This is a genomic window from Streptomyces sp. NBC_00872 (genome assembly GCF_045161915.1).
Lineage (GTDB): Bacteria > Actinomycetota > Actinomycetes > Streptomycetales > Streptomycetaceae > Streptomyces.
The window spans coordinates 1,647,223-1,670,752 of the sequence record NZ_CP108806.1 but is presented as its reverse complement, the minus strand read 5'-3'; the positions used below and the strand labels follow the sequence as shown (position 1 = coordinate 1,670,752).

Below are 23,530 nucleotides of genomic sequence, written 5' to 3'. Positions count from 1 at the left end.
CCGGCGTCGGCGCCGGAGGAAGCGCCTTCACGACGTGCACGCTGGTCCGGTCGCCCAGCCGGGCAGGTAGGTTGCGCGTTCCTGCCGGGTGAGGTCGCGGGCGACGGCCTCGCATATGGCCGTGGCCGTCTCCTCGGGGCCGGGGAAGAACACCTTCCACAGCCGGACCGTCCCGTCCTCGCTGCCGGTCACCGGTGTCCGGCCGTCGCGGGCGAACGCCATGACGGTCACCGCGCCGGTGTGAGCGGTGAGAGTGGCCCGTATCCGGCCCGTGGTCACGTCCCACACCCGTACCGTGCCGTCGTAGCTCCCGGCAGCGACGGAATGGCCGTCCGGGGTGAACACCACGGAGTGGACCGCCCCGATATTGTCGCCGAAGGCGGCGCCCGCGGCGCCGGTGGCCGCGTCCCACAGCCGGACCGTCCCGTCGGAACCACCGGTGGCCGGTGTGTCCCCGTCCGGGCTGAGTGCCAGCGCGTTGAGGAGCGGTCCGACGCCATCTCTCCGCGCGGCCGCATAGATCGTCAGGCCATCGGTGTCTGTCCGACCGCGCGGGCAACTTCTCTGTGTCAGTAGGGATATATCTGCCGAGCGATGCTAACTTAGGCTAGGCTAACCTAAGGAGTGTTGATGGCTCTTGCAGACGTCCGGGCGGCCGGACCCACCGACGCCGAGCGGATCCGTTCGGTTATGACGCGTTCCGACTCCTTGAGTCTCACGACCGACGGCAACGGCTACGACTTGATATCCATGCACACCGTTGACAGTGGCGGAACGCTGCGGCTGCGCGTTCCCTCGGAGAGCCTGCTCGCCGACGAGGCCGTGCTCGCCCCGCGTGGTGCCCTCACGAGTCTGATCGAGTTCACCGACCTCGCCCCTGTCCCGGTCCGCGACCGGGTCCGGTCTCGCGTCACCCTCGCGGGCCGTCTCACCCCGGCCGAGATCCAGGACGCGCCCAAGGTGCTTGTCCTCCGCCTGGACATGGCCCGTGCCGCCATCGAACGGGACGGCAGAACCGCGAGCGTCGGTCTCGACGAACTGACCATCGCGCGTCCCGACCCGTTGGCCATCGAAGAAGCGGCGCTGCTCACTCATCTCGACCGGGACCACGGCGATGTGGTTGCCCGGCTGAGCAGACTCGTCGACCGGAATGTCCTGCAGGGCGTTGTCCACCTCCGTCCACTCGCGCTGGACCGCTACGGGCTCGTCCTGCGCTGCGAGTACGCCCGGCAGCACCAGGACGTGCGGCTCACGTTCTCTTCGCCGGCCCGGAACGCGGACGATATCGGCGTCCGGGTCGCGCAGCTCCTTTCCCGGCTCCGGGACAACTCGCACCGGTGCCGCTTCGAACACTCGTGACGCGACTGTCGGCTGACCGCGAGAGCGAGAAGCCATTGACCCCGGCTGTGCCCGAATTTGATCACCGCCTCGGCCGGCCCGTGGTGCGGACCGCCACACCGGCGGACGCCCGGACCCTGCACCGGTTGTCAGCGACGTTCGTCCACAGTGGCGCGCTGCGAGAACGCCCGGAAGGTCACTACGCTCGCCATGCCGAGCACTTCCTCGTCGCCGCGACGGCGACGGGAACCATTGAGGGCTGTGTGGCGCTGCGCTACTACCCGGCGCGATCGCCCATGTATCGGAATCCTTCGGGGGTCGCGTGGTCGGACGTCGGTCGAACCGCTGCGGTCGTCTACAACTTTTGTGTTGCCCCCGGTAGTCAAAGGCGCGGCGTCGGCTCGGCCCTGCTGCGGGCGGTTCTCTCCGAAGCCGGACCTCGGTCCGTATTCACCGCGACGACCGGTAGCGGTGAGCTGTTCCTGCGACATGCTTTCCATATCTGCGACGCGAGCACCGCACCTGCCGCTTGGCTGGCCACACTCGACCCACGCCGAGGATCGACGGTCCTCTCCCGATGCGTCGAGACCTGCCGACGGGAGTGAGCCGGCCTGTCCGGGTGCGCGGCACCGAAGCGGGGGCGAGTGGTCGAGGACAAGGCCGGGCGACCTGGTCCAGGGGACTGCCGGTCCGTGGTCGGCGCCCGTCAGGCGAGGGGCGGTCAAGCGTTTGGGGCGGTCAAGTGTTGAGTGTGTTCCAGTGGAGTGTGCGGTCGCATCGGCGGCGCAGGACGGCGCGGTCGTGTCCGATGGTGAGGCCGGGTGCCGGGCGCGCCGGGTGCCGGGTGCCGGGCGCGCCGGGTGCCTGGGGCCGAGGCGCCCCAGCTTGCCTGGCCGTTGTGCGGACATGCCCGGCGTCCTCTTCCCGGTCGCGCCGGTGCCGGTACCGGCGGGACCGCCAACTTGCCTATGAGGAAAGTCAAAGGTAGCTTTCCTTGTAGGAAAGTAAAAGCGGGGACGGGAGGGCAAGAGACGTGAGCACGCCGGTGGATGCCGAACAGGCATGGAGAGATCTGCAGCGCATCCGAGTGCCGCAGGAGCGGGTGTACGACGAGGTCGAGCGGTTCGCCGCGGGCGGCTGGGGCACCACCTGGGCCACGGCCGCGCTCATGTGGCTCTTCCTGGCCGGTCTGGGTCTGGACCTGCCCGGGTGGGGCGTGGGGCTGGTCATGGCCTTGTACGCCGCGCTGCTGAGCATGGTGGCCGTGCTCCACAACCGCCGGAGCCGGGTGCGCCTGCACCGCACCCGGTGCACCCCGCGGATGTTCGGCACCTTCGTCGCGGGGGCGGTGGTGACCGGCGGGACGACCCTGCTGTCCGGCCGTCTGGTCGATTCGCTGGAGCCAATGCCCGGCAGTCTGATCCAGGCCACGGTCTCGGCGACGGTGTTCGTGCTGTTCGTCGGGCCGACGGGCCGCTGGGCGGCCGGGTCGGCACGGGACCGCGGCACACAGGCCGCCAACGCGGGCGCGGGGGCGGACCGATGAGCATTCCCGCCGGCTTCGACGAGCTGATCCACCCCGCCACCCGGCTGTCGGTGGTCGCGCTGCTCGCCGCCACCGAATGGGCGGACTTCGCGTTCGTCCGCGACAGCCTCTCGCTCAGCGACTCCGCGCTCTCCAAACAGCTGCACACCCTGGAGGAGGCCGGATATCTGGAGCTCCACAAGGACGGCGGCGGCCGCAAGCGGCGCACCAGGGTACGGCTGACGGACCACGGCCGCACCGCCTTCGAGGGGCACGTCGCGGCGCTCCGGGCGATCGTCGAGGGCGCCGGTCCCCTGGCGGAGGCGGAAACACCGCCCGAAACACCACCACGACAGCGACATCACTCGGGGGCAGGACGATGACGCCGAAGCACACACACGCCCAGCCCGTCGTCCACGCGCGCGACGTGACGATGACGTACGGCGACATCGACGTCCTGCACGGCGTCGACCTGGACATCCACCGCGGCGAGGTCTTCGCGTTGCTCGGACCCAACGGTGCCGGGAAGACCACCACCGTCGAAATCCTGGAGGGCTTCCGCCGGCGTACCGCCGGTGAGGTGAGCGTTCTCGGTACGGACCCGGAGCGGGGCGACGACGCGTGGCGCGGCCGGATCGGACTGGTCCTGCAGTCCTGGCGCGACCACCGCCGCTGGCGGGTCGCCGAGCTGCTCACGCACTTCGCCATGTACTACCCCGACCCGCGCGACCCGGCCGAACTGCTGGCCCTGGTCGGCCTCACCGACCAGGCCGGCCGGCAGGTGGGCCGGCTGTCCGGCGGCCAGCGCCGGCGGCTGGACGTCGCGCTCGGCATCGTAGGCCGCCCCGAACTGCTCTTCCTGGACGAGCCGACCACCGGCTTCGACCCGGAGGCGCGGCACGAGTTCCACGCCCTGGTCGAACGGCTGGCCCGCGACGAGGGCGTCACCGTCCTGCTCACCACCCACGACCTGGTGGAGGCCGAGCGGCTCGCCGACCGGATCGCCATGCTGGTCGGCGGCCGGATCCGGGCCTGCGGCACGCCCGTGGAACTGGCCCGGCGGGCCGCCGCCCGTGCCGAGGTCCGCTGGACGGCCGGCGACGGGACGTCCCGTCGCGAACGCACCGGGGACCCCTCGCGGCTCGTCTGGGAACTCCACCAGCACGCGGACGGTCCGATCGCCGGCCTGGAGGTCCGCCGCCCGACGCTGGAGGACACCTACCTGCACATGGTGCACCGGGAGGCCGAGGGCACGGACGACGGCACGGACGGCGACGCGGACGAGGAGGCACGGGCCGCATGAGGAAGACACCAGTGAAGACACCAGTGAAGACACCCAAGAAGACGCCCATGACGAACAGTTGGCGTGCCGGGCTCCAGCGTGGCGGCATCGAGCTGCGGCACCTCCTGCGCAACGGCAAGGAGATGTCCGGCCACGTGACCAACGTGGTCGTCGCGCTGCTCGTCGCCGCCTACGTCAGCGACGACGTGCCCGGCACCCGGACCCCGATGGCCCATCTGATGCTGGCGGGCTTCGCCGCCTACCTGCTGTTCCAGATCGGGCTGATCAGCCTCCCGCAGATGCTCGTGGCCGAGCGGGAGGAGGGCGCCCTGCTGCGGCTGCGCGCCACGCCCGGCGGGATACCGGCCTACCTCGTCGCCAAGTGCATGCTGGTGGTCGTCGTGGCGGTCTCCACCCTGGCCCTGCTTCTGGCGGCCGCGGCGCTGCTGGTGGACGGGCCACTGCCGCACGGGCCGGGCGACTGGCTGACACTGCTGTGGGTCACCACGCTCGGGCTGCTCGCCGTCGTACCGCTGGGCGCGGCCGTAGGAGCGGTACTGCCCAACCCCCGCGAGGCGCTGGCGTTGATCATGCTGCCGACGATGGGGCTCCTGTTCACCTCAGGAACGGTGTTCCCGATCACCTCGCTGCCCGTGCCGGTCCAGCAGGTGGCCGCGGTCTTCCCGCTCAAGTGGATGGCACAGGGCCTGCGTTCGGCGCTGCTCCCCGACACGGCACGGACCGCCGAGGCGGCCGGTTCCTGGGAACTGCCCATGGTCGCCCTGGTCCTGACCGCCTGGACGGTCCTCGGGTTCCTCCTCGCGGTGCCCCTCCTGCGCCGCGCCGCCCGCCGCGAGTCCGGCTCCCGCCTGTCCGCGCGGCACCGCAAGGCGGCACAGAACGGCGCGCTGCCCGCGTAGATCCATGCAGACGCAGACGCAGACGCAGACGCAGACGCAGACGCAGACGCAGCCTCGGATATCGGCTGGTCTGCTGACGCTCGGCGCCGCTTGCGCAGGCTCTGGTGCCTCGTCACCGGTCGTTCACGCATGATTCGTTGTGAAATATTCTGTCGTCGCTCGATGATTGCGGCATGAGTGAATCCGAGCGGCCCCACCACCATCACGGCATCCATGGCATTGTCGAGCGCTTGACCGAGCACCATGAGCAGGCTGCTCGGCGTCGCGAGGAGGAGGTGCTCGCCGAGGCCGCCGAGACCGCCGCCTTCGACCTCGGTGCCGATATCGCTCATCCCATGGCGGGGCACCAGCCCGTAGGCTACGACGTCGAGGCCGACCTCGGCATCGACGAGGAACCCTCAAGACCCCGCCGCTAGTGGCTTTTGTCCGGTGGATGCTTGTCCGGCGGATGCTGCCGGGCATGTGAGGGCTGCCGCCGCGGCCTGCTCGCCGGGGCAGGCCGGTCAGCCGGAACGGCGCGGCGGAATCCGTGAGGAGCCGGGCCCCGTCTCGTCGGAGTCCGGCTCCTCGCGTACACGTATCGGCGCCGCCCCGTCGGCGATACGCGACTGGGTCAGGAGCGGACGGCCGCTCGGGCGGCGTCGCGGATGACGTCGGTCACCGCGCCGGGCCGGGTGATCAGGGACAGGTGACCGGCGTTGACCTTGGTGATGTGAGCCTTCGCGCGGGTGGCCATGGCCAGCTGCTCGGCCGGCGGGATGACGTGGTCGGCGGTACCGACCACCGCCCAGGACGGGATGGTCTTCCACGCGGGCGTACCGGAGGGCTCGGATCCGGCGCTGACCGCGAAGGGGCGCTGGCCGGCCGCCAGGAGCCGGGCCTGGTCGCGGGGGACACCGTTCGCGAAGCAGTCCGCGAATCCCTGGTAGACGCCATTGGCCTCGACCTTGAGGTAGGCGTCGAAGTCACCCTGGGGAGAGCCCGGGTAGGGCACCAGGTTCAGGAACGCCGACGGGTCGGCGGTGACACACGAACCGGGCTTGGCGGCGTTGATCTCGAACACGGTCTCGCCCTGGGCGGGGATGTAGGCGTTGTCGTAGACCAGCGCCTTGACATTGGGGTTGCCCGCGGCGGCGTTGGTGATGACCATGCCGCCGTAGGAGTGGCCCACCAGGACGACCGGACCCTTGATGGTGGCCAGGTAGTTCTTCAGGGTCTGCGCGTCGTGGTCGACACCGCGCAGCGGGTTGGGCGGGGCGGCGACGGTGTAGCCGTCTTGCTGGAGGCGGCTGATCACCGGGTTCCAGCTCGACGCGTCCGCCCACGCACCGTGTACGAGCACGATCGTCGGCTTGGGACCGTGGTCCTTCACGGTGGTGGCCTGCGCGACCACCTGGGTGGCCGACACTCCCACCCCGGCGATGGCCAGGGCGCACGCGGCGGCCAGCGCGCGGGACTTTCTCGGTCGTATTCCTCGGAATCGCATGATGGAGGTCCTTTCGGCGGCCCTGTGACGGGCCGTTTGATCGAGGTCACCGAGCACCGATGTGTCATCGGCGCGGGTACGGGATGAGGCACGGCCAGGACGTGACACACCAGGACGGTGCGACGACGGAACGGTGTTTCCCGGGGAGGGCGCTGAGAGGCAGCGCGCTCCATGCCGTGGCTATTCGCCGTTACGCCGGTCCTGCCGGCGGGACGACCCGGATCACACGCGAAGTGCTCCGGCGCCGTCGCTTTCACGCTAAAGCCGCTGTGCGGGTGGCAGTCGCCCGTGTGTGTACGACCGCTGTACCAACAGCGCACGGAAGGCGGCGGCCGTACCCGGGTGACGGATCCCGGGTGACGGATCCCGAGTGACGGTGATGAGGAAAACGTTCGGTGTTGTGACGGCGTGGACGGCCGACAGGTGTCCCGGTCGCCGTCAGATGATGTGCCGCAGCAGCGCGGCGACCGCCGGGGGTGCGTCACCGGGAGGCCGTACCACCATGATCTTCCAGTTCGGCGCGTGCCGGTCGAAGCGGTACTGGGCCAGATCGGGGAAGCGGTCCGCGATCGACCTGGGCATGATGCAGACCCCCAGGTCGTTGCGGACCAGTTCGGCCGCCGCGACGATGTCGTTGACCTCGAACGTCGTGCCGTGGTCGATGCCCGCGGCACGGAAGGCCCGGTCGACCGCGTAGCGGATGGCCCAGCCGGGTGTGAAGTCGACCAGGGGCAGCTGGGCGACGTCGCCGAGTCGTACCTCGCCGTTCGGCGTCGTCCCGGCGAGCACCCGCCGGGACGACGTCAACAGCACCATGTCCTCACGGGACAGCAGCCTGGTCACCAGCCCCCGCTGCTGCTGACGGTCGAGCGCCACCACGGCCAGGTCCACCGTGCCCTCGCGCAATGCCTGCCGGATGTCGGCGACCGCCGCCTGCCGCAGATGGACGACCACGCCCGGATGCTCCGCCCGTAGCGCGGCGAGAGCGTGGTGGAGCCCCGCCCACACCCCTTGCATGGTGCCGACCGTCACCCGCCCGCGCAGCTGTCCCCGTACGGCGTCGACGGCCTCCCGCGCCAGTTCGGCGGCCCGGAGCACCGTGCGTGCGGCGGGTACGAACGCCTCTCCGGCCGGGGTCAGCGCGACGCGGTGCGTGGTGCGGTCGAACAGCGGGGTGCCCAACTCCCGTTCGAGGGCCCGGACCGTGCCCGACACGGCGGACTGGACCACATGCAGCCGTCTCGCCGCCGCCGTGAAACCGCCCGCGTCCGCAACCGAGACGACGACCTCCATCTGCCGCAGATCCATCATCCGCTCCCGGTCCAGTAGCGCTCCGTCCGGTACGAAGGCGACGGTCCTCGATCTTCGCCGCATCGTATGCGGAACGCGGGGCGTCGTCGTGCGCTGCCGGCTCATGCCCCCCTCGGACACCCGCTCGCGTACGCCCGGCACCCGCTCGCGGACGTCCGGGCGGCGCGGCGAGGCCATTCGTCAGGCGCGTACCAGTGGTGTGTCGACCAGATGCTCGGCCAGGAACCACGCCTGCCGTTCGCCGGTCCTGATCACCTGTGACACCAGCAGGTCGATGGTGCCGTCGTCACCCCACTCGGCTGTCCGGGCGGAGGCGTCGTGGGCGTCGATGAGGATGGCCTCGTGGGCTTCCAGCAACCGGGACAGCATGGCGGGCACCTCCTCGACACCGTCCGGGGGGCGCGGGATCGAGGTGATCTCCGCGACATGCCGTGGGTCTCCCACCGCGACGCCGCCCAGGGACTGGACGCGCTCGGCGATGGTGTCGATGATGTCGAGCTGCTCTCCCGCGTGCTTGTCCAGGACCAGGTGCAGTTGGTAGAAGGTCGCGCCGCGCATCAGCCAATGGTGCTTCTTGTAGAGGCCGTAGAGGATCTGCGAGTCCGCCAGGACCTTGTTCAGGCGCTGGCAGGAGTACATCCGGGCCTCATAGGTCAGACCGACCGGGAATTGCTTGACGGTCCCGAATTCCTGGATCACCTCGCCCTTCTGGTGCAGCCAGGGCTGGCTGCCGTTCACCGGCTTGGAATGGGTGGTCATGGTCCGCCTCTCGCAGTGCCGTGCTGTGCGTACCCGGGCGACGCTAGGCGCGGGAGCGCGGAGCGGGTTGTCCGGCAGCGCATGCGCTTGTGCCCGCCAGCGCACCGTGCCGGGTGCTCATGCCCGGCGTTCGCTCTCGGGCAAGCCTCCGTGCGCCGACGGACTCGGGCCGCCGTCCGGCCGCCCTAGCCTCGGTCGGGAGAGTCCATACCCGGAGAGCGGGTGGAACGAGGAGACCCATGAGCACGAACGAGCAGGCGGATGTGGTGGTCGTCGGGCTGGGGCCGGGCGGCGAGTACGCCGCCGGCACGCTGGCCGAGGCGGGACTGGACGTGGTGGGGGTCGAGGCGGAACTCGTCGGAGGCGAGTGCCCGTACTGGGGATGTGTGCCCAGCAAGATCATGATCCGGGCCGGGAACCTGCTCGCGGAGGCGGGCCGGATCCATGCCCTCGCCGGTGAGGCGGTCGTGACTCCGGACTGGACCAGAGTCGCCGGACGTATCCGCCACGAGGCGACCGACGACTGGAACGACCAGGTGGCAGCCGACCGGCTCGTGGCCAAGGGCGCCCGGCTCGTCCGGGGGAGAGGCCGCCTCGCCGGACCGCGCCGGGTGACGGTCGGGCACCGTACGTTCGAGGCCCGCCGCGGTGTTGTGCTGGCCACCGGTACCCGGCCCCGGATCCCCCCGGTGCCGGGCCTGGAGGGAACGCCGTACTGGACCAACCGGGACGCCATGGCGGCCAAGGAACTGCCGGTGTCGATGGTCGTCCTCGGCGGCGGCGCCATCGGCGTCGAACTCGCCCAGGTCTTCGCCCGCTTCAAGTGCGCGGTCACCGTGATCGAGGGGCAGGACCGGCTGCTGTCGCAGGAGGAACCGGAAGCGGGGGAGCTGGCCGCACGGGCGCTGCGCGCGGACGGTGTCAGCGTCCTCACGGGTGTACGGGCGCGGCAGGTCGGACACGACGGCGGCGAGTTCACCGTCGACCTGGAGGGAGACGGGGAGCCGATACGCGCCGAGCGGCTGCTGGTCGCCACCGGACGCCACGCCGACCTGACCCCGCTGGCGGTCGGCACGGTGGGGCTCGATCCGACGGCGGGAGCCGTGCCCACGGACGGGCAGATGCGGGCCGGGGAAGGACTGTGGGCGGTCGGCGACATCACCGGCCGGGGCGCCTTCACCCATGTGTCGATGTACCAGGGCGAGATCGCAGTCCGGGACATCCTCGGGCAGCCCGGACCCGACGCCGACTACCGGGCGCTGCCCCGCGTCACCTTCACCGACCCGGAGATCGGGGCAGTGGGGATGACGGAGCGTCAGGCCCGTGAGCGCGGACTGCGGGTGCGTACGAGTGTGGTGTCCCTGGCCTCCTCCACGCGCGGCTGGATCCACGGGCCGGGCGGCGAGGGGTTCGTCAAGCTCGTCGAGGACGCCGACCGAGGGGTGCTGATCGGCGCGACCTCCGCCGGACCGGCGGGAGGCGAGGTGCTCTACGGACTGAACGTGGCCGTCCACGCCGAGGTGCCCGTCGACCGGCTCCGGCACATGATCTACACCTATCCGACCTTCCACCGGACGGTCGAGGCGGCTCTGGGAGCCCTCCGCTGAACCGCGCCCCGACCACCCGGGCCGACCCCGCCGTCCCGCGGTGGCGCGCCATGGCGGGCCGTAATCCCGCCGAGCCGCACAGGTCCGCCACCTCGCTGGAGCTCTTCTTCGACCTGTGCTTCGTCATCGCGGTGGCGCAGGCGTCCGGGAGCCTGCACGAGGCGCTGACGCACGGGGACCATGCCACCGGCGGACTGCGCTTCGCGCTGGTCTTCTTCACCATCTGGTGGGCCTGGATGAACTTCACCTGGTTCGCCTCCGCCTACGATCCGGACGACGTCCCGTACCGGCTGGCGGTCCTGGCCCAGATCACCGGCTCGCTCGTCCTCGCCGCCGGTGTGCACCGCGCGTTCGAGGACGGGGATCTGCGTGTCATCACACTCGGATACGTCGTACTGCGTTCGGCGTTGGCCGCGCTGTGGCTGCGCGCCGCACTGTCCGACTCCGCCCGGCGGAGGACCGCGCTGCGCTTCGCAGCCGGTGTGACGGTGTGCCAACTCGGCTGGGTGGGGCTGCTCCTCGTCCCGGCGCCGGTGCGGCTGCCCGGCATCGTGGTCATGATCGTGGCCGAGGTGTCCGTTCCCGTGTGGGCGCAGTCCGCCGGAATGACGCCCTGGCATCCGCACCACATCGCCGAGCGCTACGAACTGTTCACCCTCATCGTCCTCGGCGAGTCCGTCGCGGCGGCCACCGTCGCCGTGCGCGGCGCCTTCGACCGGCACCACGGCACCGGTGCGCTGTACGCGCTGGCGGGCGGCGGCCTGCTCATGGCCTACGCCATGTGGTGGCTGTACTTCGCCCGGCCCGCACACACGCTGCTCGCCGCGACGCACCAGGCCCACCGCAGAAGATTCCCCTGGGCCTACGGGCACTACCTGATCTTCGCCTCGGCGACCGCCGAGGGCGCCGGCCTGGCCGCGTACGCCGATCACATCACGCGGCACACCGGGACCTCCCCGACCGCCGCCGGAGCGGCGGTCACCGTTCCGGCGGCCGTTTTCCTGATCACCGTCTGGGCGGTGCACCTGCGGCCACACCAGAGGAGCGTGGCCGAGCGGATTCCGTTCCCCATCGCCGCCGCCGTCGTGCTGTCGGCCGCGTGGTCCCCGGTACCCGCGCTTCTCGCCGGCGTGACACTGGCGGTCCTGGTCGTCGTGGTCACGGTGCCGCGCCGGTGACAAGGCCCGCGGCGGGATTCCCGCCCTGGGGCAAGACGGTTGGGCCCGGCCGGACCAACTCCCGTATTCCGAAGGGCCGGCCGGGCAGATGTCTTGTCCGCCGGCGCACCGGCACCGACCCCACAGCGCACACGGAGGAAGGCAGTGCACTGTCGGAACGCGGCCGGTGCACTGGCGGGACACACAGCGGCCTCGGCTCCGCATAGCTTTGCATCGCAGCAGTCGAGGGTCGCCGGGCCCGGTCCTGTGCGTCGCACGGAAAGCCCGCCCGGAAATCCGGATCAGTTCAGCTCGGGCGCGATGACGCGCGTCCCCGCTTCTCTTCCGCCCGCCCCCATCGACGCGCATGGAAGTCGATCCGAACGGAATCGACTCCGTCCATCCCGCAGGAGGTTGTCGAAGGTGTCCCCGATGCCGGTCGGTGGGCTGGTTCCCCGCGCCACCGACAATGCCGCGGACCTCGTGGTCCGCAACGCGAAGATCCACACAGGAGACCCGGGCCGCCCGCAGGCCGAGGCGATCGCCATCCGCGACGGTGTCATCACGGTTGTCGGTGACGACAACGACGTGGCCCCTCAGGTCGGCCCGGCCACGAAGGTGGTCGACGCCCTCGGCCGCCGGATGGTCCCCGGCCTCAACGACGCCCATCTGCATGTCATCCGGGGCGGACTCAACTACGTTCTGGAGCTGCGCTGGGACGGTGTCCCCACGCTGCGCCAGGGCCTGGCGATGCTGCGTGAGCAGGCGGCGCGCACCCCCAAGGGCCAGTGGGTGCGGGTGGTGGGCGGATGGTCGGCCGAGCAGTTCGCCGAACGGCGGCTGCCGACCGTGGCCGAGCTCAACGCCGCGGCGCCGGACACTCCGGTGTTCGTCCTGCACCTGTACCAGTCCGCGGTGCTCAACCGGGCGGCGCTCAAGGCCGCCGGATTCACCCGGGACACTCCCGACCCCAAGGGCGGCCAGATCGTACGGGGCCGGAACGGCGAGCCCACGGGCATGCTGCTGGCCGCTCCCAGCGCCCTGGTCCTCTATTCGACCCTGGCCAAAGCCCCGGTGCTGGAGGGTGAGGACAAGAGGACGTCGACCCGTCACTTCCTCCGGGAACTGAACAGGTTCGGCCTCACTTCGGCGATCGACGCGGCCGGAGGGTTCCAGAACTTCCCCGACAACTACAGCACGGTCGTCGAACTGGCCAAGGCCGGTCAACTGTCACTGCGCATCGCCTACCACCTGTTCCCGCAGACCGCCGGCCAGGAAATAGACGATCTCACCCGCTGGATCGAAACGGCCGACCCCGAGGACGGGGACGAGTGGCTGCGCCTCAACGGCGCCGGAGAGAATCTCACCTGGGCGGCGGCGGATTTCGAGAACTTCGCCGAGCCGCGACCGGAACTCGCCGACTACGAAGCGGAATTCGAGAAGGCCGTCCGTCTCCTCATGGAGAACGGCTGGGGATTCAGACTGCACGCCACCTATGACGAGACCATCCGCCGGGACCTCGCGGTATTCGAGAAGCTTGCCGCGGAAGGGCTCTTCCCGGCCGGGAACCGGTGGCTGTTCGACCACGCGGAGACCGTCTCCGCGGACAGCCTCGACCGTATCGCCGCGCTCGGCGGCGCCATGTCCGTGCAGAACCGGCTGTCCTTCCAGGGCGAGGCGTTCGTACGCCGCTACGGCCCCGGTGCCGCCGCGGACGCGCCTCCGGTCCGGGCCATGCTGGAACGCGGGCTGACCGTCGGCGCAGGGACCGACGCCACCCGGATCTCCACCTACAACCCGTGGATCGCGCTGCACTGGCTGATCACCGGCCGCACCGTCGGCGACCTCGTCGTCCGTCCTCCGCACAACCGGGTGGACCGGCGGACGGCGCTGACGATGTTCACCGAGGCCGGTGCCACGCTGACCGGCGAGGCGGGTGTCAAGGGGGTCCTTCGCCCAGGTTACCTCGGCGACCTCGCGGTCCTGTCCGAGGACTACTTCACCGTGCCCGAGCCGGACATCGCGCACATCGAGTCCCTGCTCACGGTCGTCGGCGGCCGGATCGTTTACGCCACCGCCGAGTACGAGGGCCTGGACGAGGAACTGCCGCCCGTGAGTCCCGGCTGGAGCCCGGTGGCGCACTTCGGCGGCTACCAGGCCGCACCCCGAACCGGTCTGACGGGCGCCCGCCAGGCTGAGTTGCTCGGCCAGGCAGTCGCCGAGTCCGAGCAGCACCGCCAGTGGCGCGCCCGCCGCGGCCTCACCCCCGAGTCCGCGAGCACGTTCTTCGACCCCTGCTTCTCCCTCTGATCTCCCGGGAGGGCCGGTCACGAACCGCCCCTCCCGGGACCCCGGCCCGATTCGCGCCGTCCACCGGACGGTCGCTCTCGGGAGCGGACACCCGTCCGCGATCACCACACACCTGGAAAGGCTCTCTCATGGTCAACATCTCCGAGGTCACCGCGGCTCCCAGCCCGGACCTGCTGACCCCCGACAACTGCGCGGTGCTGTTCGTGGACCACCAGCCGCAGATGTTCTTCGGTACCGGCAGCGGCGACCGCACCGCGATCATCAACTCGACCGTGGGCCTGGCGAAGGCCGCCAAGGTCTTCGGCGTGCCGGTCGTGCTGAGCACCGTGGCCGCCGAGTCCTTCTCCGGTCCGATCATGCCGCAGCTGGCCGAGGTCTTCCCCGGCCAGGAGATCATCGACCGCTCCACGATGAACGCCTGGGAGGACGCCGCCTTCGTCGAGGCCGTCAAGGCGACCGGGCGTAAGAAGCTCGTCATCGCCGGTCTGTGGACCGAGGTCTGTGTCGTCCTGCCCGCGCTCTCCGCCCTCGCGCAGGGCTACGAGGTCTACGTGGTCACCGACGCGTCCGGCGGCGTCAGCCCGCAGGCCCACGAGTACGCCGTCCAGCGGACGGTCCAGGCCGGCGCGATCCCGGTGACCTGGGTGCAGGTGCTGCTGGAGCTCCAGCGCGACTGGGCCCGCACCGAGACGTACGGCCCCGTGACGCAGGTGGTGAAGGAGCACGGCGGCGCCTACGGCCTGGGCCTGGTGTACGCGCAGACCTTCATCGGCGCCCACGCGGCCGGCTGACCCCTCCGAACGGTCATCGACGGACGCCAGGAACAGGCAGGAACGCGTATGGACACCGGACTGTTGGTCCTCCGGCTGGTAGCGGGCCTTCTCATCGCCGGACACGGAGTGCAGAAGGTCAGTCACCGGCTGGGAGGCAACGGCTTGGCCGGCGGAACCGAGGAGTTCCGGCACGACGGCTTCCGCGGCGGCCGGATCACCGCTCTCGCCGCGGGCGGCAGCCAGGTCGGCGCCGGCCTGTTCCTGGCGGCCGGACTGCTCACACCCGCCGCGGCGATGGCCGCCATGGGGGTGATGACGGTCGCGAGCACCGTCAAGTGGCGAAACGGGCTCTGGGTGCAGAACGACGGCTACGAGTACCCGCTGGTCCTTGTCGCCGTCTCCGCGGTGCTGGCCCTGACCGGCCCCGGCCGCTGGTCGGCCGATCACGCCCTTGGGCTGACCCCCTGGCCACGGTGGGTCTCCCTCGCAGTCATCGTGATCGGCCCGGCCAGCGGGCTGCTCACCCGGGTGGTACTGCACCGCTCGCCCGCTTCCCGCAGAAGGACTCGCCATGCACAAGCTGCTGACTGACGCGGCCCGTACACTCGTCCCGCCCAGGGGGGACCGGCACGGACCGCTGCCGCCTCTCATGCTGACGCTGACAGCGGTGACCGGTCTCGTGGACGCGGTGAGCTATCTGGCGCTGGGGCATGTCTTCGTCGCGAATATGACCGGCAACGTGGTCTTCCTCGCGTTCGCCCTGGCAGGGGCCAAGGGCCTGTCCGCGCTCGCCTCCGTCGTCGCGATGGCGGCGTTCCTCGTCGGCGCGCTGGCGGGAGGACGGCTCGGTACCCGGTTCGCCGCACACCGCGGGCGGCTGCTGACCACGGCCACGGCGTTGCAGGCCGTGCTCGTGGCGGCGGCCGTCGTCACGTCCGCGGTGAACCACGGCAGCGTGACCACCGCGGTCCAGTACACCTTGATCGTGGTCCTCGGCCTCGCCATGGGAACGCAGAACGCGGTCGCCCGGCGCCTCGGCGTCCCCGACCTGACCACGACCGTGCTGACCCTCACCCTGACGGGACTGGCCGCGGACTCCGCCTCGGCCGGCGGGACGGCGCCCCGGCCCGGCCGGCGGATCCTGTCCGTCCTGATCATGTTCCTCGGCGCCCTCGCCGGCGCCGCGCTGCTGAACGCCGGACTCACCCCGACCCTGGGCCTGGCGCTGGTGCTGCTCGTGGCGACCTCGGTGATCACCCGTCGTCTCTCGGCCGCAGACGCCTCCTGGATCAAACCGCAGTCGTGAACGCGGCGTGGGCCCCTCATCCGATCGCGGACGAGGGGCCCACACCCATTTCCGCGCGAGGCACGCGCGGGAGTCGCGGCCCGACGCACGCGCGGGAGCCGCGGCCGGACAGCCGGGAGACACGTCATCTCGGTGGCCGCCCGCCCCGGAAGACGGTGTCGGACATCCAGATGTACCGGCGCACAGAGGCTCCGTCGTACGCGCGGTCGCGGACCCGTGCCGAACAACCGTCTCCGTCCGGCGCGTTACCCGGTGAGCGCGTTCCTCACGTCGTACCCGCGGTTCACCGGTGGCCGGTCGTGTCCGACGCGCGGACTTGTGGGCTCAGCCGCAGGGTGTGGGACGCGGGGAAGGGGATCCGGTCGTCGAACCGGTCCGGCAGGGCGATCACCAGGGCGCTGTCCGGCAGGGCGCGGCGGACGCCCGTCAGCATCCTTACCGCCGTACGGTCGTCCAGGCCTGCCGTCGGTTCGTCGAGCAGGAGGACCATGGGCGCCCGCAGTACCGCTCTCGCGATCACCAAGCGGCGTCGCTGGCCCTGTGAGAGCGCACTGCCCAGCGGGCCCGTCCGGGTGTGCAGGGGCAGCCGCTCCAGGGCCGCCGCCGCGAGCGCGGCCCGGAGAGTGCCGTCGTCCGCGCCGGGCGCGGCCTGCCGGAGGTTCTCGGCGACGGTCGCGTCGGCGATCCAGTCCTCCGCCTCGACGAGGGTGAGCGTATCGGCGACCGTCCTGGCGGGCAGGGACTCGATGGGCGCACCGTCGAGCAGCACCGACCCCGGGGCGGTGGCGGCGACGCGTCCCGCCAGAGTCTCCAACAGGGTGCTTTTCCCGCTCCCGTTGGGCCCGGTGACCACGATGACACCGCGCGGCTCGATCACCGCGGACCACCGGGTGCGGTCGTCGCCGACGCCCACGGGCACTCGGTGGGCCACCAGTGCCCCTTTCGGCCCTGTGAGCGGTGGCGTCGCGGAGGACGAGGTCCCCGGCCCCTCGGAGCGCGCGCGGCCCGCCAGATCCGTCAGCCGCCGGGCGGCCTCGGCTGCCAGGCCATGGTCGCGGAGCACCTGGGGCAGTGTCTCCATCAGCTCGTACGCGGCGGCGACCAGCAGCACCTCACCGATGGCGGCGGCGGCAGGCTGCGTGAAGGCAGGACCGGACAGCGCCAGGATCAGCACCGCTGTCTGACCGGCCAAGGCCAGCAGCCGCAGCAGCAGCCGGGCCCGGCGCATCACCGACGCGGCCGTGATCTCGGCCCGCCGGGCCCGGCCGACCGCCTCCGCGACCTGACCGCGGACCAGATCGACGGCGTCCAGGCAGCGCAGTTCCGGAAGAGCGGAGCGGGCGCTGAGCAACGCGGTGCGTGCGGCGGCACGGGCCACCGCGGCCGTCTGCTGATGGCTGCTGCTCGATCTCTCGGCGGCCACGGCGATGACCGCCGAGAGCGCGAGGAGCAGCAGTTCGGCCGCGCCGGCCAGTGGGCTTGCCACCAGCAGCAGGGTGACGACGACGGTGACGGTCACACCGATCCCCGCCAGCGGCGGGACGACCTGGCCGACGATCCCGCCCACCGCGCCGACGTCGCTGGTGAGCCGGGTCATCAGGATGCCGTCACGCTGGTCGCGCAGTTCGCGCGCCGACACGGTGGTCGCGGCGCGAACCATCCGTGAGCGCAGGGAGACGGTCGCGTCGAGCAGGACGCCATGGCTGACCAGGCGCTCCCCGTACCGCAGACCGGTGCGGCCCAGGGCGAGAGCCCGGACCGTCCCCGAGGGGTACATCCACGACCAGGTGGTGTTGGCCTGTGCGGTGACCACGGCGCAGGAGGTCAGGAACCAGCCGGACACTCCCAGCAGACCGGCGGCGCAGAGTTCGGCGATCCCCGCGAGCACCGCCGCGAACAGCAGGTCCCGGCGTGCCCGGTGGTCTGCCGCCGTCCACAGCAGTCTGAACGCGGTCACCGTGTCCCCCTGATCCGGGACACCCGTCCCTGGTTCAACCGCACGACGTCGTCGGCGATTTCGAGCAGTGTCCGGCTGTGTGTCGTGAGCAGCACGGTACGGCTGCGCGCGAGCGTCCGGATGGCACCGATGACACGGGCCTCGGCGCCCGGGTCGAGATGGGCGGTGGGTTCGTCCAGGCACAGCAGCGGTGCGTCGCGGAGCAGCGCCCGCACCAGCACCAGTTGCTGCGTCTGCCCGGAGGACAGCCCCCCACCGCGTTCCCCGATCCGCGTATCCAGGCCCTGGGGAAGCGCGGCCAGCAACTCCCCGAAGCCCAGTGCCTCGAACGCCGCGGCCAGTTGCCCGTCGCCGGCTTCGCGTCGGGCGAGCAGCAGGTTGTCGCGCAGCGTGCCCGGGAGGAGGTAGGAGGGCTGGCCGGCCCATGCCGTCAGAGCGGGTGAGGCGGGCAGGATTCCGGAATTGGTGGTGTGCAGGCAGCGGCCGCGGTCCGGTTCGCGCAGACCGGCCACCACGGAGAGCAGGGTGGTCTTTCCGGCGCCGCTGGGCCCGCCGATGGCCACGATCGAACCCGGCCGCACGGTCAGGCTGACATCGTCCAGGGCCATGTCGTCGCGACCCGGATACCGGACCGCGACCTCTTCCAGGATCACACCGGCCGGGTCCGGCGGGCCCGGACGGCGCGCGGAGGGCACTCGGGCCGGGGGACCGCCGGCCGGTGCGGCCGGAGTCCGGTCGATGATCTCCGAGATCAGTTCGGCCGCCGCGGCCGCCTCGGCGCGGGCGTGGTAGCCGCGGGCGAGTTCCCTGGCGGGGGCGAAGTACGCCGGGGTCAGGACGAGTACGAACAGCGCGGTGCCCAGGCTCATGGTGGAGGGGACCACCGGCAGATCGAGGTAGCCGAGCAGGGCGAGCCCGCAGTACGTGGCGACAACGGCCATGGCCACGGTGATGAGAAGCTCGGTCCAGGCGGTCGAGAGGAAGGCCACCCGCAGCACGGTGCGGGTGCGCCGGGCCAGTTCCCTGTCGGCTGCCTCTGTTTCGCGCACCGCTTCCTCCCCGGCCCCCAGGCCGACGAGCGTGGGGAGTCCGCGCAACTGGTCCAGCAGGTGGGTGCTCAGCCTCCGGGTGGCGGTGAGCTGGGCGTGCACGGCGGCGTGGGTGCCCATACCGATCACCTTCAGGTTGACCGGCAGCAGCGGGGTGGCCAGCACCAGCAGCAGTGCGACGGCCCAACTGCCCACCAGCACCGCGGCCAGGATGATGCCGCTTCCCAGCAGCATCGCGCGCCGGGCGGGGACGTACGTCGTCAGCCACTGGGTCAGCCGGCCCACCTCGCTGTCGAGCGCCTCACCGAGAGCGGCGTCGGACACCTCCTCGGAGGGAGTGCCCGTCGTCGGGAGCGCGGCCTGGAGCAGACGGGTACGCAGGTGGTCCTGGACCGCGACCGCACCGTTGTCGGCGACCCGGTCGGCCGTCGCGAGCAGGACCGTACGCAGCAGCAGCCCGGCGGCGACCAGAGCCGCACCGGAGAGCACCGGAGCCAGGGCCACGCCCCCGTGCGGGGACCGCAGTGCGGCCTGGGCCGCCCGGCCCAGGCCCGCGGCCCACAGCACATGTCCCACCGCCGTCAGCCCGCGCAGAGTGCCGGCCCGCCGGAACGCGGGTTCGCCGGCCGCGGCCCACGCGCCGAGCAGTCCGGCTGCCCGCCGCCGGCCTTCGTCGTCCTTGCCGAGCCGGGCGAGTTGGCCGGCGATGTCGTTCACTTCTCGGCTGCCGGGAGGTCGAATTCGCCCGCGGCCTCGGAGCGGCGGTCGGACCGGATCCACACCGCGAGTGCCGTCACGGAACACACCGCGACCCCGACCGGGCCGATCCATGCCCGCACTCCGCCGAAGACGTCCTGTGAGAGGGCGGCCACTGCGACGGCCAGCAGCGTCAGGAGTACGCGTCGCCCGACGACGGCCGCCCACGGACCGTCGTCCTCGGCCCGCGCCTCCGCCGTGTGCAGCTCGGCGGCAGCCGCGCCGCTGGACGGTCCCGGCCCGCCGGTGGACGGGTCCGGCGCACCGCTTGACGGGTCCGGCCCGCCGTTGCGCGCCGGCGGCTGGGCGAACTTTCCGCGGAAGACCCACCACGCGTAGATGTTGTAGGCGAGGACGACCGGTATGCAGCTGCCCACCCCGATGAGCAGGAAGAGCTGTGACCCGCGCGGGCCGGCGGCCGCGTGCACGGTCAGGTCGGGTGGGACGACGACGGGCGCGGTGGCGGCGACGAGGGCGAGCAGGCCCGCGGCCTCCGCACCGGCCACGGCTGCGAACGGACGCCAGTCCGGCCGACGGCCGAAGCCGTACCACGCGATCGCTCCGCACGCCGCGGCCACCACCACCGCGATACCGAACAGGGCTGCCCGGAGCGGTTGGTCGAAGCGCAGATGCTGCGGGTCGGCGAGCCGCAGCCCGAACCCCAGGACGACGGAGACCGCCGCGACCGCCGGCAGCAGCGGTCGGCCCAGCCGGCCCGCCCGCTCATGGGCGGTACCGGTGGTCTTGTCCTGTAGCCACGCGGCACCCGCCAACAGGTAGACGGCCGTGAGCCCCAGAGCGGTCAGCACGCTGTAGGGCGTCAGCCAGTCCCAGGTGCCCCCGGTGAACATCCCGCCGCGGTGGGGCAGTCCGGACAGGACGGCTCCGCCCACGAGGCCCTGGCACAGAGCGGCCACCAGCGATGAGAGACCGAAGACGAGGCCCCAACCGCGCCGGTAGCCGGGCGCGGCGCTCTGCAACTCGATGGCCGTGCCGCGCAGCACGATGGCGAGCAGCATGACCACCAGCGGCAGGTAGACGCCCGGCAGCACGGTGGCGTAGACGGCGGGCAGGCCCGCCCACAGCAGGACGCCCGCCAGGATGATCCAGCTCTCATTGGCGTCCCAGGCCGTGGCGATCAGCTCGCTGTACTCCTTGCGCCGCTGGTCGCTGCGGTCGAACAGGCTCAGGACGCCGATGCCCAGGTCGTAGCCGTCGAGCAGCACATAGGCGCCGAGTGAGAGCAGGATCAAGGCGTATGACGTGTACTCAAGCATGGCTGATCTCCGTGGGGCGGACCGTGGCGCCGTCGTCGGTCACCAGCTCTTCCGGGCCGCCGCGCACCGTGCGGACGATGTAGCGGATCCATATCCCGAGCAGCAGCGCGTAGACGGTGACGAAGCCGGTGAGGCCGGCGATCGCCGCGCCGAGGGAGAGGTGGGAGACGGCGTCGCTGGTACGGATCAGGCCGTAGACGACCCAGGGCTGGCGACCGGTCTCGGCGGTGATCCAGCCGCCGCTGACGGCCAGGACACCGGCGGGGGCCATCCAGACCATCAGCCGGTGGAACCTCCGGGCCGTGTAGAGCCGGCCGCGCAGCCGCAACACCAGTCCGGCGAAGGCCATGCCGAACATCACCAGAGCGCTGAAATACATCAGCCGGAAGCCGTAGAAAGCGGACCACATATTGGGGCGCTCGTCCTCGGGTGTCTGGAGCAGTCCGGGGACGTTCGCCTTTCCGGACAGGTCCTTGCCGATGACGGCGCCCAGATGCGGTATCGAGACCTGGAAGTCGTTCCGGCCCTTGTCGGTGTCGGGCACCACAAGGAGGTTGTAACCGTTGTTGTCCGTCTTCCAATTGCCCTCGAAGGCCTGTAGTTTCGCCGGCTGGTGCTCACCCATGAACGCGGCGGTCGCGTCCCCCACGTAGAGCTGTACGGGCATCAGGATCGCCAGTACTCCGAGGGCGATGGACAGGGTGCGGCGTGCGAAGGGCAGCGCCCGCTGCTTGACCAGGTACCAGGCGGCGATCCCGCCGATGAACCAACTGGCGCTGATCAGCACCGCGAGCAGGATGTGCGGGTACCGGTAGGAGAACGCCGGATTGAACAGCACATGCCACCAGTCGCTCGCCCGGAACTGGCCGTCGACCTCGGTGAACCCCACGGGGTCCTGCATCCAGCTGTTGGCCGACAGGATCCATGTCGTGGACAGCAGGGTGCCGACGACGAGCATCCAGCAGGCGAACGCCATCGTCCGGGGACGTACCCGGCCTTCGCCGTACAGCATGATGCCGATGAATCCGGCCTCCAGGAAGAAGGCCGTGATGACCTCCATGCCGATCGTGACACCGAGGATCGGACCGACCGCATGGGCGTATCTGCCCCAGTTGAGGCCGAACTCGAATGTCATGACGGTCCCTGCGACCACGCCGAGTCCGAATCCGACCGCGAATATCTTCTTCCAGAAACGGAATATCTGGAGATACAGCGGGTTCCCGGTTCTCAGATGGACCGTGTACATCACGGCCAGGAAGACGGAGAGTCCGACGGTCAGTGCGGGAAAGCTCATGTGAAAGACCGCGGTGACGGCGAACTGCCATCGGGAGATCTCCACCACTGCGGGCGAGGCCACGGTGTTTCCTCTCGGTCGATATCGGTCGGTCCGGCGGCGCGGCGGAAGAGCCACGAATTCAGGGACGGTCCCGGAATGCCCCGACTCCTGAGATCACCGTAGGGCCGGCCGGCGGGCATCCTTTGTCTCTGGGCGCATCGCTCGTGTTCCAGCAGCGCAATGCGCGGGACGCGGCGCGGCCGGCCTCATGAGCGGGCCGTGGACGAACCAGGCACCGGCGTCAGGTTTCGATGAGCCCCGTGAGCGACGGGATGTAGGGCGCCATGTCCTGGGCCTCCCGCCATTCGCGGGGGGACATCCCGTAGGCCGCCCGGAACACCCGGCTGAAATGCGCGGCGCTCGTGAAGCCCCATCGGTGCGCCACCGCGGCGATGGTGGAGCTGTTCGCTGGGCGCACCAGATCGCGTCCGCACGCTTCCAGCCGGCGCCGCTGGACCCACCGGCCGACAGTGACGTCCTCGCTCTCGAAGAGCCTGTGCAGATGGCGAAGGGATATGCGGTGGGCGCGGGCTATGGCCTGCGGGGTCAGATCGGGGTCCGCGAGGTGACGGTCGATGAACGCCTGGATCCGCAGCAGCAGTGCCTGGTTCCCGCCGGGTGTGTCCGCGCTCGTCCGGCCGAGCCGCTCGTCGGCCAGTACGCCGAGCAGGTCGATGATGTTGCGGGCCATCAGTTCACCGGTGTGTGGCGGGTAGGTTCCCGCGCCGTCCACGAGCCCCGCCAGAAAGGGCGACAGCAGCCCGCCCAGGGGTGTGTCGGGCCTGAGCGGGGAGGCCGTGATACGCGTCACGTCGGGCTCGCCCAGACCCAGGACGTCTCTGGGCAGCACGAGGGACTTCGTCCGGAAGGACTGGGGAAAGTGCAGCCGGAAGGGGCGTGCTCTGTCGTAGACGAAAACGTCCCCCGGCCCGAGGAGCGCTTCACGGCCGTCCTGCTCCAGTCGGGCGACGCCTCTGGCCAGCAGTTTGACGACCACGTACTCGTCCTTGGCGCCTCGCGCGACGAGCCGGCGGGTCCGCAGGGCGGACAGGGGCCCGCCGTCCACGGTGACGGCCCGTAGCCGGCCGAGCGACACCGTGCGGATCGTGCCGCAGCACACCTCGTCGGGGACGGTGGTGTCGACGGCGCCGAACGTACGGGACAACGAATCGCACCAGTACGCCCGTCTGCGGTGGGTGGGCAGAGAGGCGGTGGTGTAGAGGGTGCCCGGAAGTTGGTCGAGCTCCGGGCGCGATGAGTCCGGCGACATGAGGTCCGCTCTTCAGCAGCAGTGCTTTGTCAACACCGTGCCAGCGGGCCCGCGCTCGCACATCGCGTGAATCCGCTAGATCAGGGCGCTAGATCAGGGGAGGGGCGCGGG

Annotated in this window: 22 protein-coding genes; 13 read left to right on the top strand and 9 right to left on the bottom strand. The window is 71.0% G+C overall.

Going from position 1 to position 23,530, the window contains the following annotated elements:
- Positions 1-27: 27 nt before the first annotated feature.
- A complete protein-coding gene (locus OG214_RS07095) occupies positions 28-474 on the bottom strand; it encodes a WD40 repeat domain-containing protein (protein WP_405987447.1) in 447 nt (148 codons plus the stop codon).
- A 156-nt stretch (positions 475-630) separates the two neighbouring features.
- Here OG214_RS07095 and OG214_RS07090 point away from each other — a divergent pair, with 156 nt between their 5' ends.
- The 7 genes from OG214_RS07090 (at position 631) to OG214_RS07060 (ending at position 5,481) form a co-directional block, all read left to right on the top strand.
- Positions 631-1,359 (top strand): DUF2470 domain-containing protein, encoded by a 729-nt coding sequence (locus OG214_RS07090; protein ID WP_405984202.1) that lies wholly within the window; start codon positions 631-633, stop codon positions 1,357-1,359.
- A complete protein-coding gene (locus tag OG214_RS07085; protein WP_405984201.1) occupies positions 1,338-1,943 on the top strand; it encodes a GNAT family N-acetyltransferase in 606 nt (201 codons plus the stop codon). Before OG214_RS07090 ends, OG214_RS07085 begins: the two co-directional genes overlap by 22 nt.
- 428 nt (positions 1,944-2,371) lie before the next feature.
- A complete protein-coding gene (locus OG214_RS07080) occupies positions 2,372-2,884 on the top strand; it encodes a hypothetical protein (protein ID WP_405984200.1) in 513 nt (170 codons plus the stop codon).
- Positions 2,881-3,246 carry a transcriptional regulator gene (locus OG214_RS07075; RefSeq protein ID WP_363080579.1) on the top strand — a complete coding sequence of 122 codons (366 nt, stop codon included), beginning with the start codon at positions 2,881-2,883 and terminating at the stop codon, positions 3,244-3,246. The genes OG214_RS07080 and OG214_RS07075 overlap by 4 nt, the downstream gene beginning before the upstream one ends.
- On the top strand, positions 3,243-4,166 hold the full coding sequence (locus OG214_RS07070) for an ABC transporter ATP-binding protein (RefSeq protein ID WP_405984199.1): 924 nt from the start codon (positions 3,243-3,245) through the stop codon (positions 4,164-4,166). Before OG214_RS07075 ends, OG214_RS07070 begins: the two co-directional genes overlap by 4 nt.
- A gap of 47 nt (positions 4,167-4,213) precedes the next feature.
- A complete protein-coding gene (locus tag OG214_RS07065) occupies positions 4,214-5,065 on the top strand; it encodes an ABC transporter permease (RefSeq protein ID WP_405984198.1) in 852 nt (283 codons plus the stop codon).
- 173 nt (positions 5,066-5,238) lie between these two features.
- A complete protein-coding gene (locus OG214_RS07060) occupies positions 5,239-5,481 on the top strand; it encodes a hypothetical protein (protein ID WP_405984197.1) in 243 nt (80 codons plus the stop codon).
- A gap of 197 nt (positions 5,482-5,678) precedes the next feature.
- Here OG214_RS07060 and OG214_RS07055 read toward each other — a convergent pair whose 3' ends face one another.
- The 3 genes from OG214_RS07055 to OG214_RS07045 form a co-directional block, all read right to left on the bottom strand.
- Positions 5,679-6,551, bottom strand: coding sequence for an alpha/beta fold hydrolase (locus OG214_RS07055; protein ID WP_405984196.1), 873 nt, complete (start codon positions 6,549-6,551; stop codon positions 5,679-5,681).
- Between the two features lie 438 nt (positions 6,552-6,989).
- On the bottom strand, positions 6,990-7,859 hold the full coding sequence (locus tag OG214_RS07050) for a LysR family transcriptional regulator (protein ID WP_405987446.1): 870 nt from the start codon (positions 7,857-7,859) through the stop codon (positions 6,990-6,992).
- A gap of 183 nt (positions 7,860-8,042) precedes the next feature.
- Positions 8,043-8,621 (bottom strand): Dps family protein, encoded by a 579-nt coding sequence (locus OG214_RS07045; protein ID WP_405984195.1) that lies wholly within the window; start codon positions 8,619-8,621, stop codon positions 8,043-8,045.
- Positions 8,622-8,860: 239 nt separating this feature from the next.
- On the opposite strand from OG214_RS07045, the gene OG214_RS07040 reads away from it, so the two are divergent.
- From OG214_RS07040 to OG214_RS07015, 6 genes are all read left to right on the top strand, one after another.
- Positions 8,861-10,228, top strand: coding sequence for a dihydrolipoyl dehydrogenase family protein (locus tag OG214_RS07040; RefSeq protein ID WP_405984194.1), 1,368 nt, complete (start codon positions 8,861-8,863; stop codon positions 10,226-10,228).
- A gap of 50 nt (positions 10,229-10,278) precedes the next feature.
- Complete coding sequence (locus OG214_RS07035) at positions 10,279-11,406, top strand: low temperature requirement protein A (protein WP_405984193.1); 1,128 nt, start codon at positions 10,279-10,281, stop codon at positions 11,404-11,406.
- A gap of 411 nt (positions 11,407-11,817) precedes the next feature.
- Positions 11,818-13,695 carry an amidohydrolase gene (locus OG214_RS07030; protein ID WP_363080587.1) on the top strand — a complete coding sequence of 626 codons (1,878 nt, stop codon included), beginning with the start codon at positions 11,818-11,820 and terminating at the stop codon, positions 13,693-13,695.
- A 128-nt stretch (positions 13,696-13,823) separates the two neighbouring features.
- The gene (locus tag OG214_RS07025; protein WP_405984192.1) at positions 13,824-14,486 is read left to right on the top strand and encodes a hydrolase; all 663 of its coding nucleotides are present in this window, start codon (positions 13,824-13,826) and stop codon (positions 14,484-14,486) included.
- Between the two features lie 48 nt (positions 14,487-14,534).
- Entirely contained in the window at positions 14,535-15,059 is a 525-nt protein-coding gene (locus OG214_RS07020) for a DoxX family protein (protein WP_405984191.1), read from the top strand.
- Complete coding sequence (locus OG214_RS07015) at positions 15,040-15,774, top strand: YoaK family protein (protein ID WP_405984190.1); 735 nt, start codon at positions 15,040-15,042, stop codon at positions 15,772-15,774. Before OG214_RS07020 ends, OG214_RS07015 begins: the two co-directional genes overlap by 20 nt.
- A 283-nt stretch (positions 15,775-16,057) precedes the next feature.
- Here OG214_RS07015 and OG214_RS07010 read toward each other — a convergent pair whose 3' ends face one another.
- The 5 genes from OG214_RS07010 to OG214_RS06990 all read right to left on the bottom strand — a co-directional run bounded on the left by OG214_RS07010 (position 16,058) and on the right by OG214_RS06990 (position 23,419).
- The gene (locus tag OG214_RS07010; RefSeq protein WP_405984189.1) at positions 16,058-17,731 is read right to left on the bottom strand and encodes an ATP-binding cassette domain-containing protein; all 1,674 of its coding nucleotides are present in this window, start codon (positions 17,729-17,731) and stop codon (positions 16,058-16,060) included.
- On the bottom strand, positions 17,728-19,497 hold the full coding sequence (locus tag OG214_RS07005; protein ID WP_405984188.1) for an ABC transporter ATP-binding protein/permease: 1,770 nt from the start codon (positions 19,495-19,497) through the stop codon (positions 17,728-17,730). Before OG214_RS07005 ends, OG214_RS07010 begins: the two co-directional genes overlap by 4 nt.
- Positions 19,494-20,813: a cytochrome d ubiquinol oxidase subunit II gene (locus OG214_RS07000; RefSeq protein WP_405984187.1), complete on the bottom strand. Its 1,320-nt coding sequence runs from the start codon at positions 20,811-20,813 to the stop codon at positions 19,494-19,496. The genes OG214_RS07005 and OG214_RS07000 overlap by 4 nt, the downstream gene beginning before the upstream one ends.
- Entirely contained in the window at positions 20,806-22,170 is a 1,365-nt protein-coding gene (locus OG214_RS06995; RefSeq protein ID WP_363080594.1) for a cytochrome ubiquinol oxidase subunit I, read from the bottom strand. The genes OG214_RS07000 and OG214_RS06995 overlap by 8 nt, the downstream gene beginning before the upstream one ends.
- Positions 22,171-22,390: 220 nt before the next feature.
- Positions 22,391-23,419, bottom strand: coding sequence for a helix-turn-helix domain-containing protein (locus OG214_RS06990; protein ID WP_363080595.1), 1,029 nt, complete (start codon positions 23,417-23,419; stop codon positions 22,391-22,393).
- Positions 23,420-23,530 lie beyond the last annotated feature (111 nt).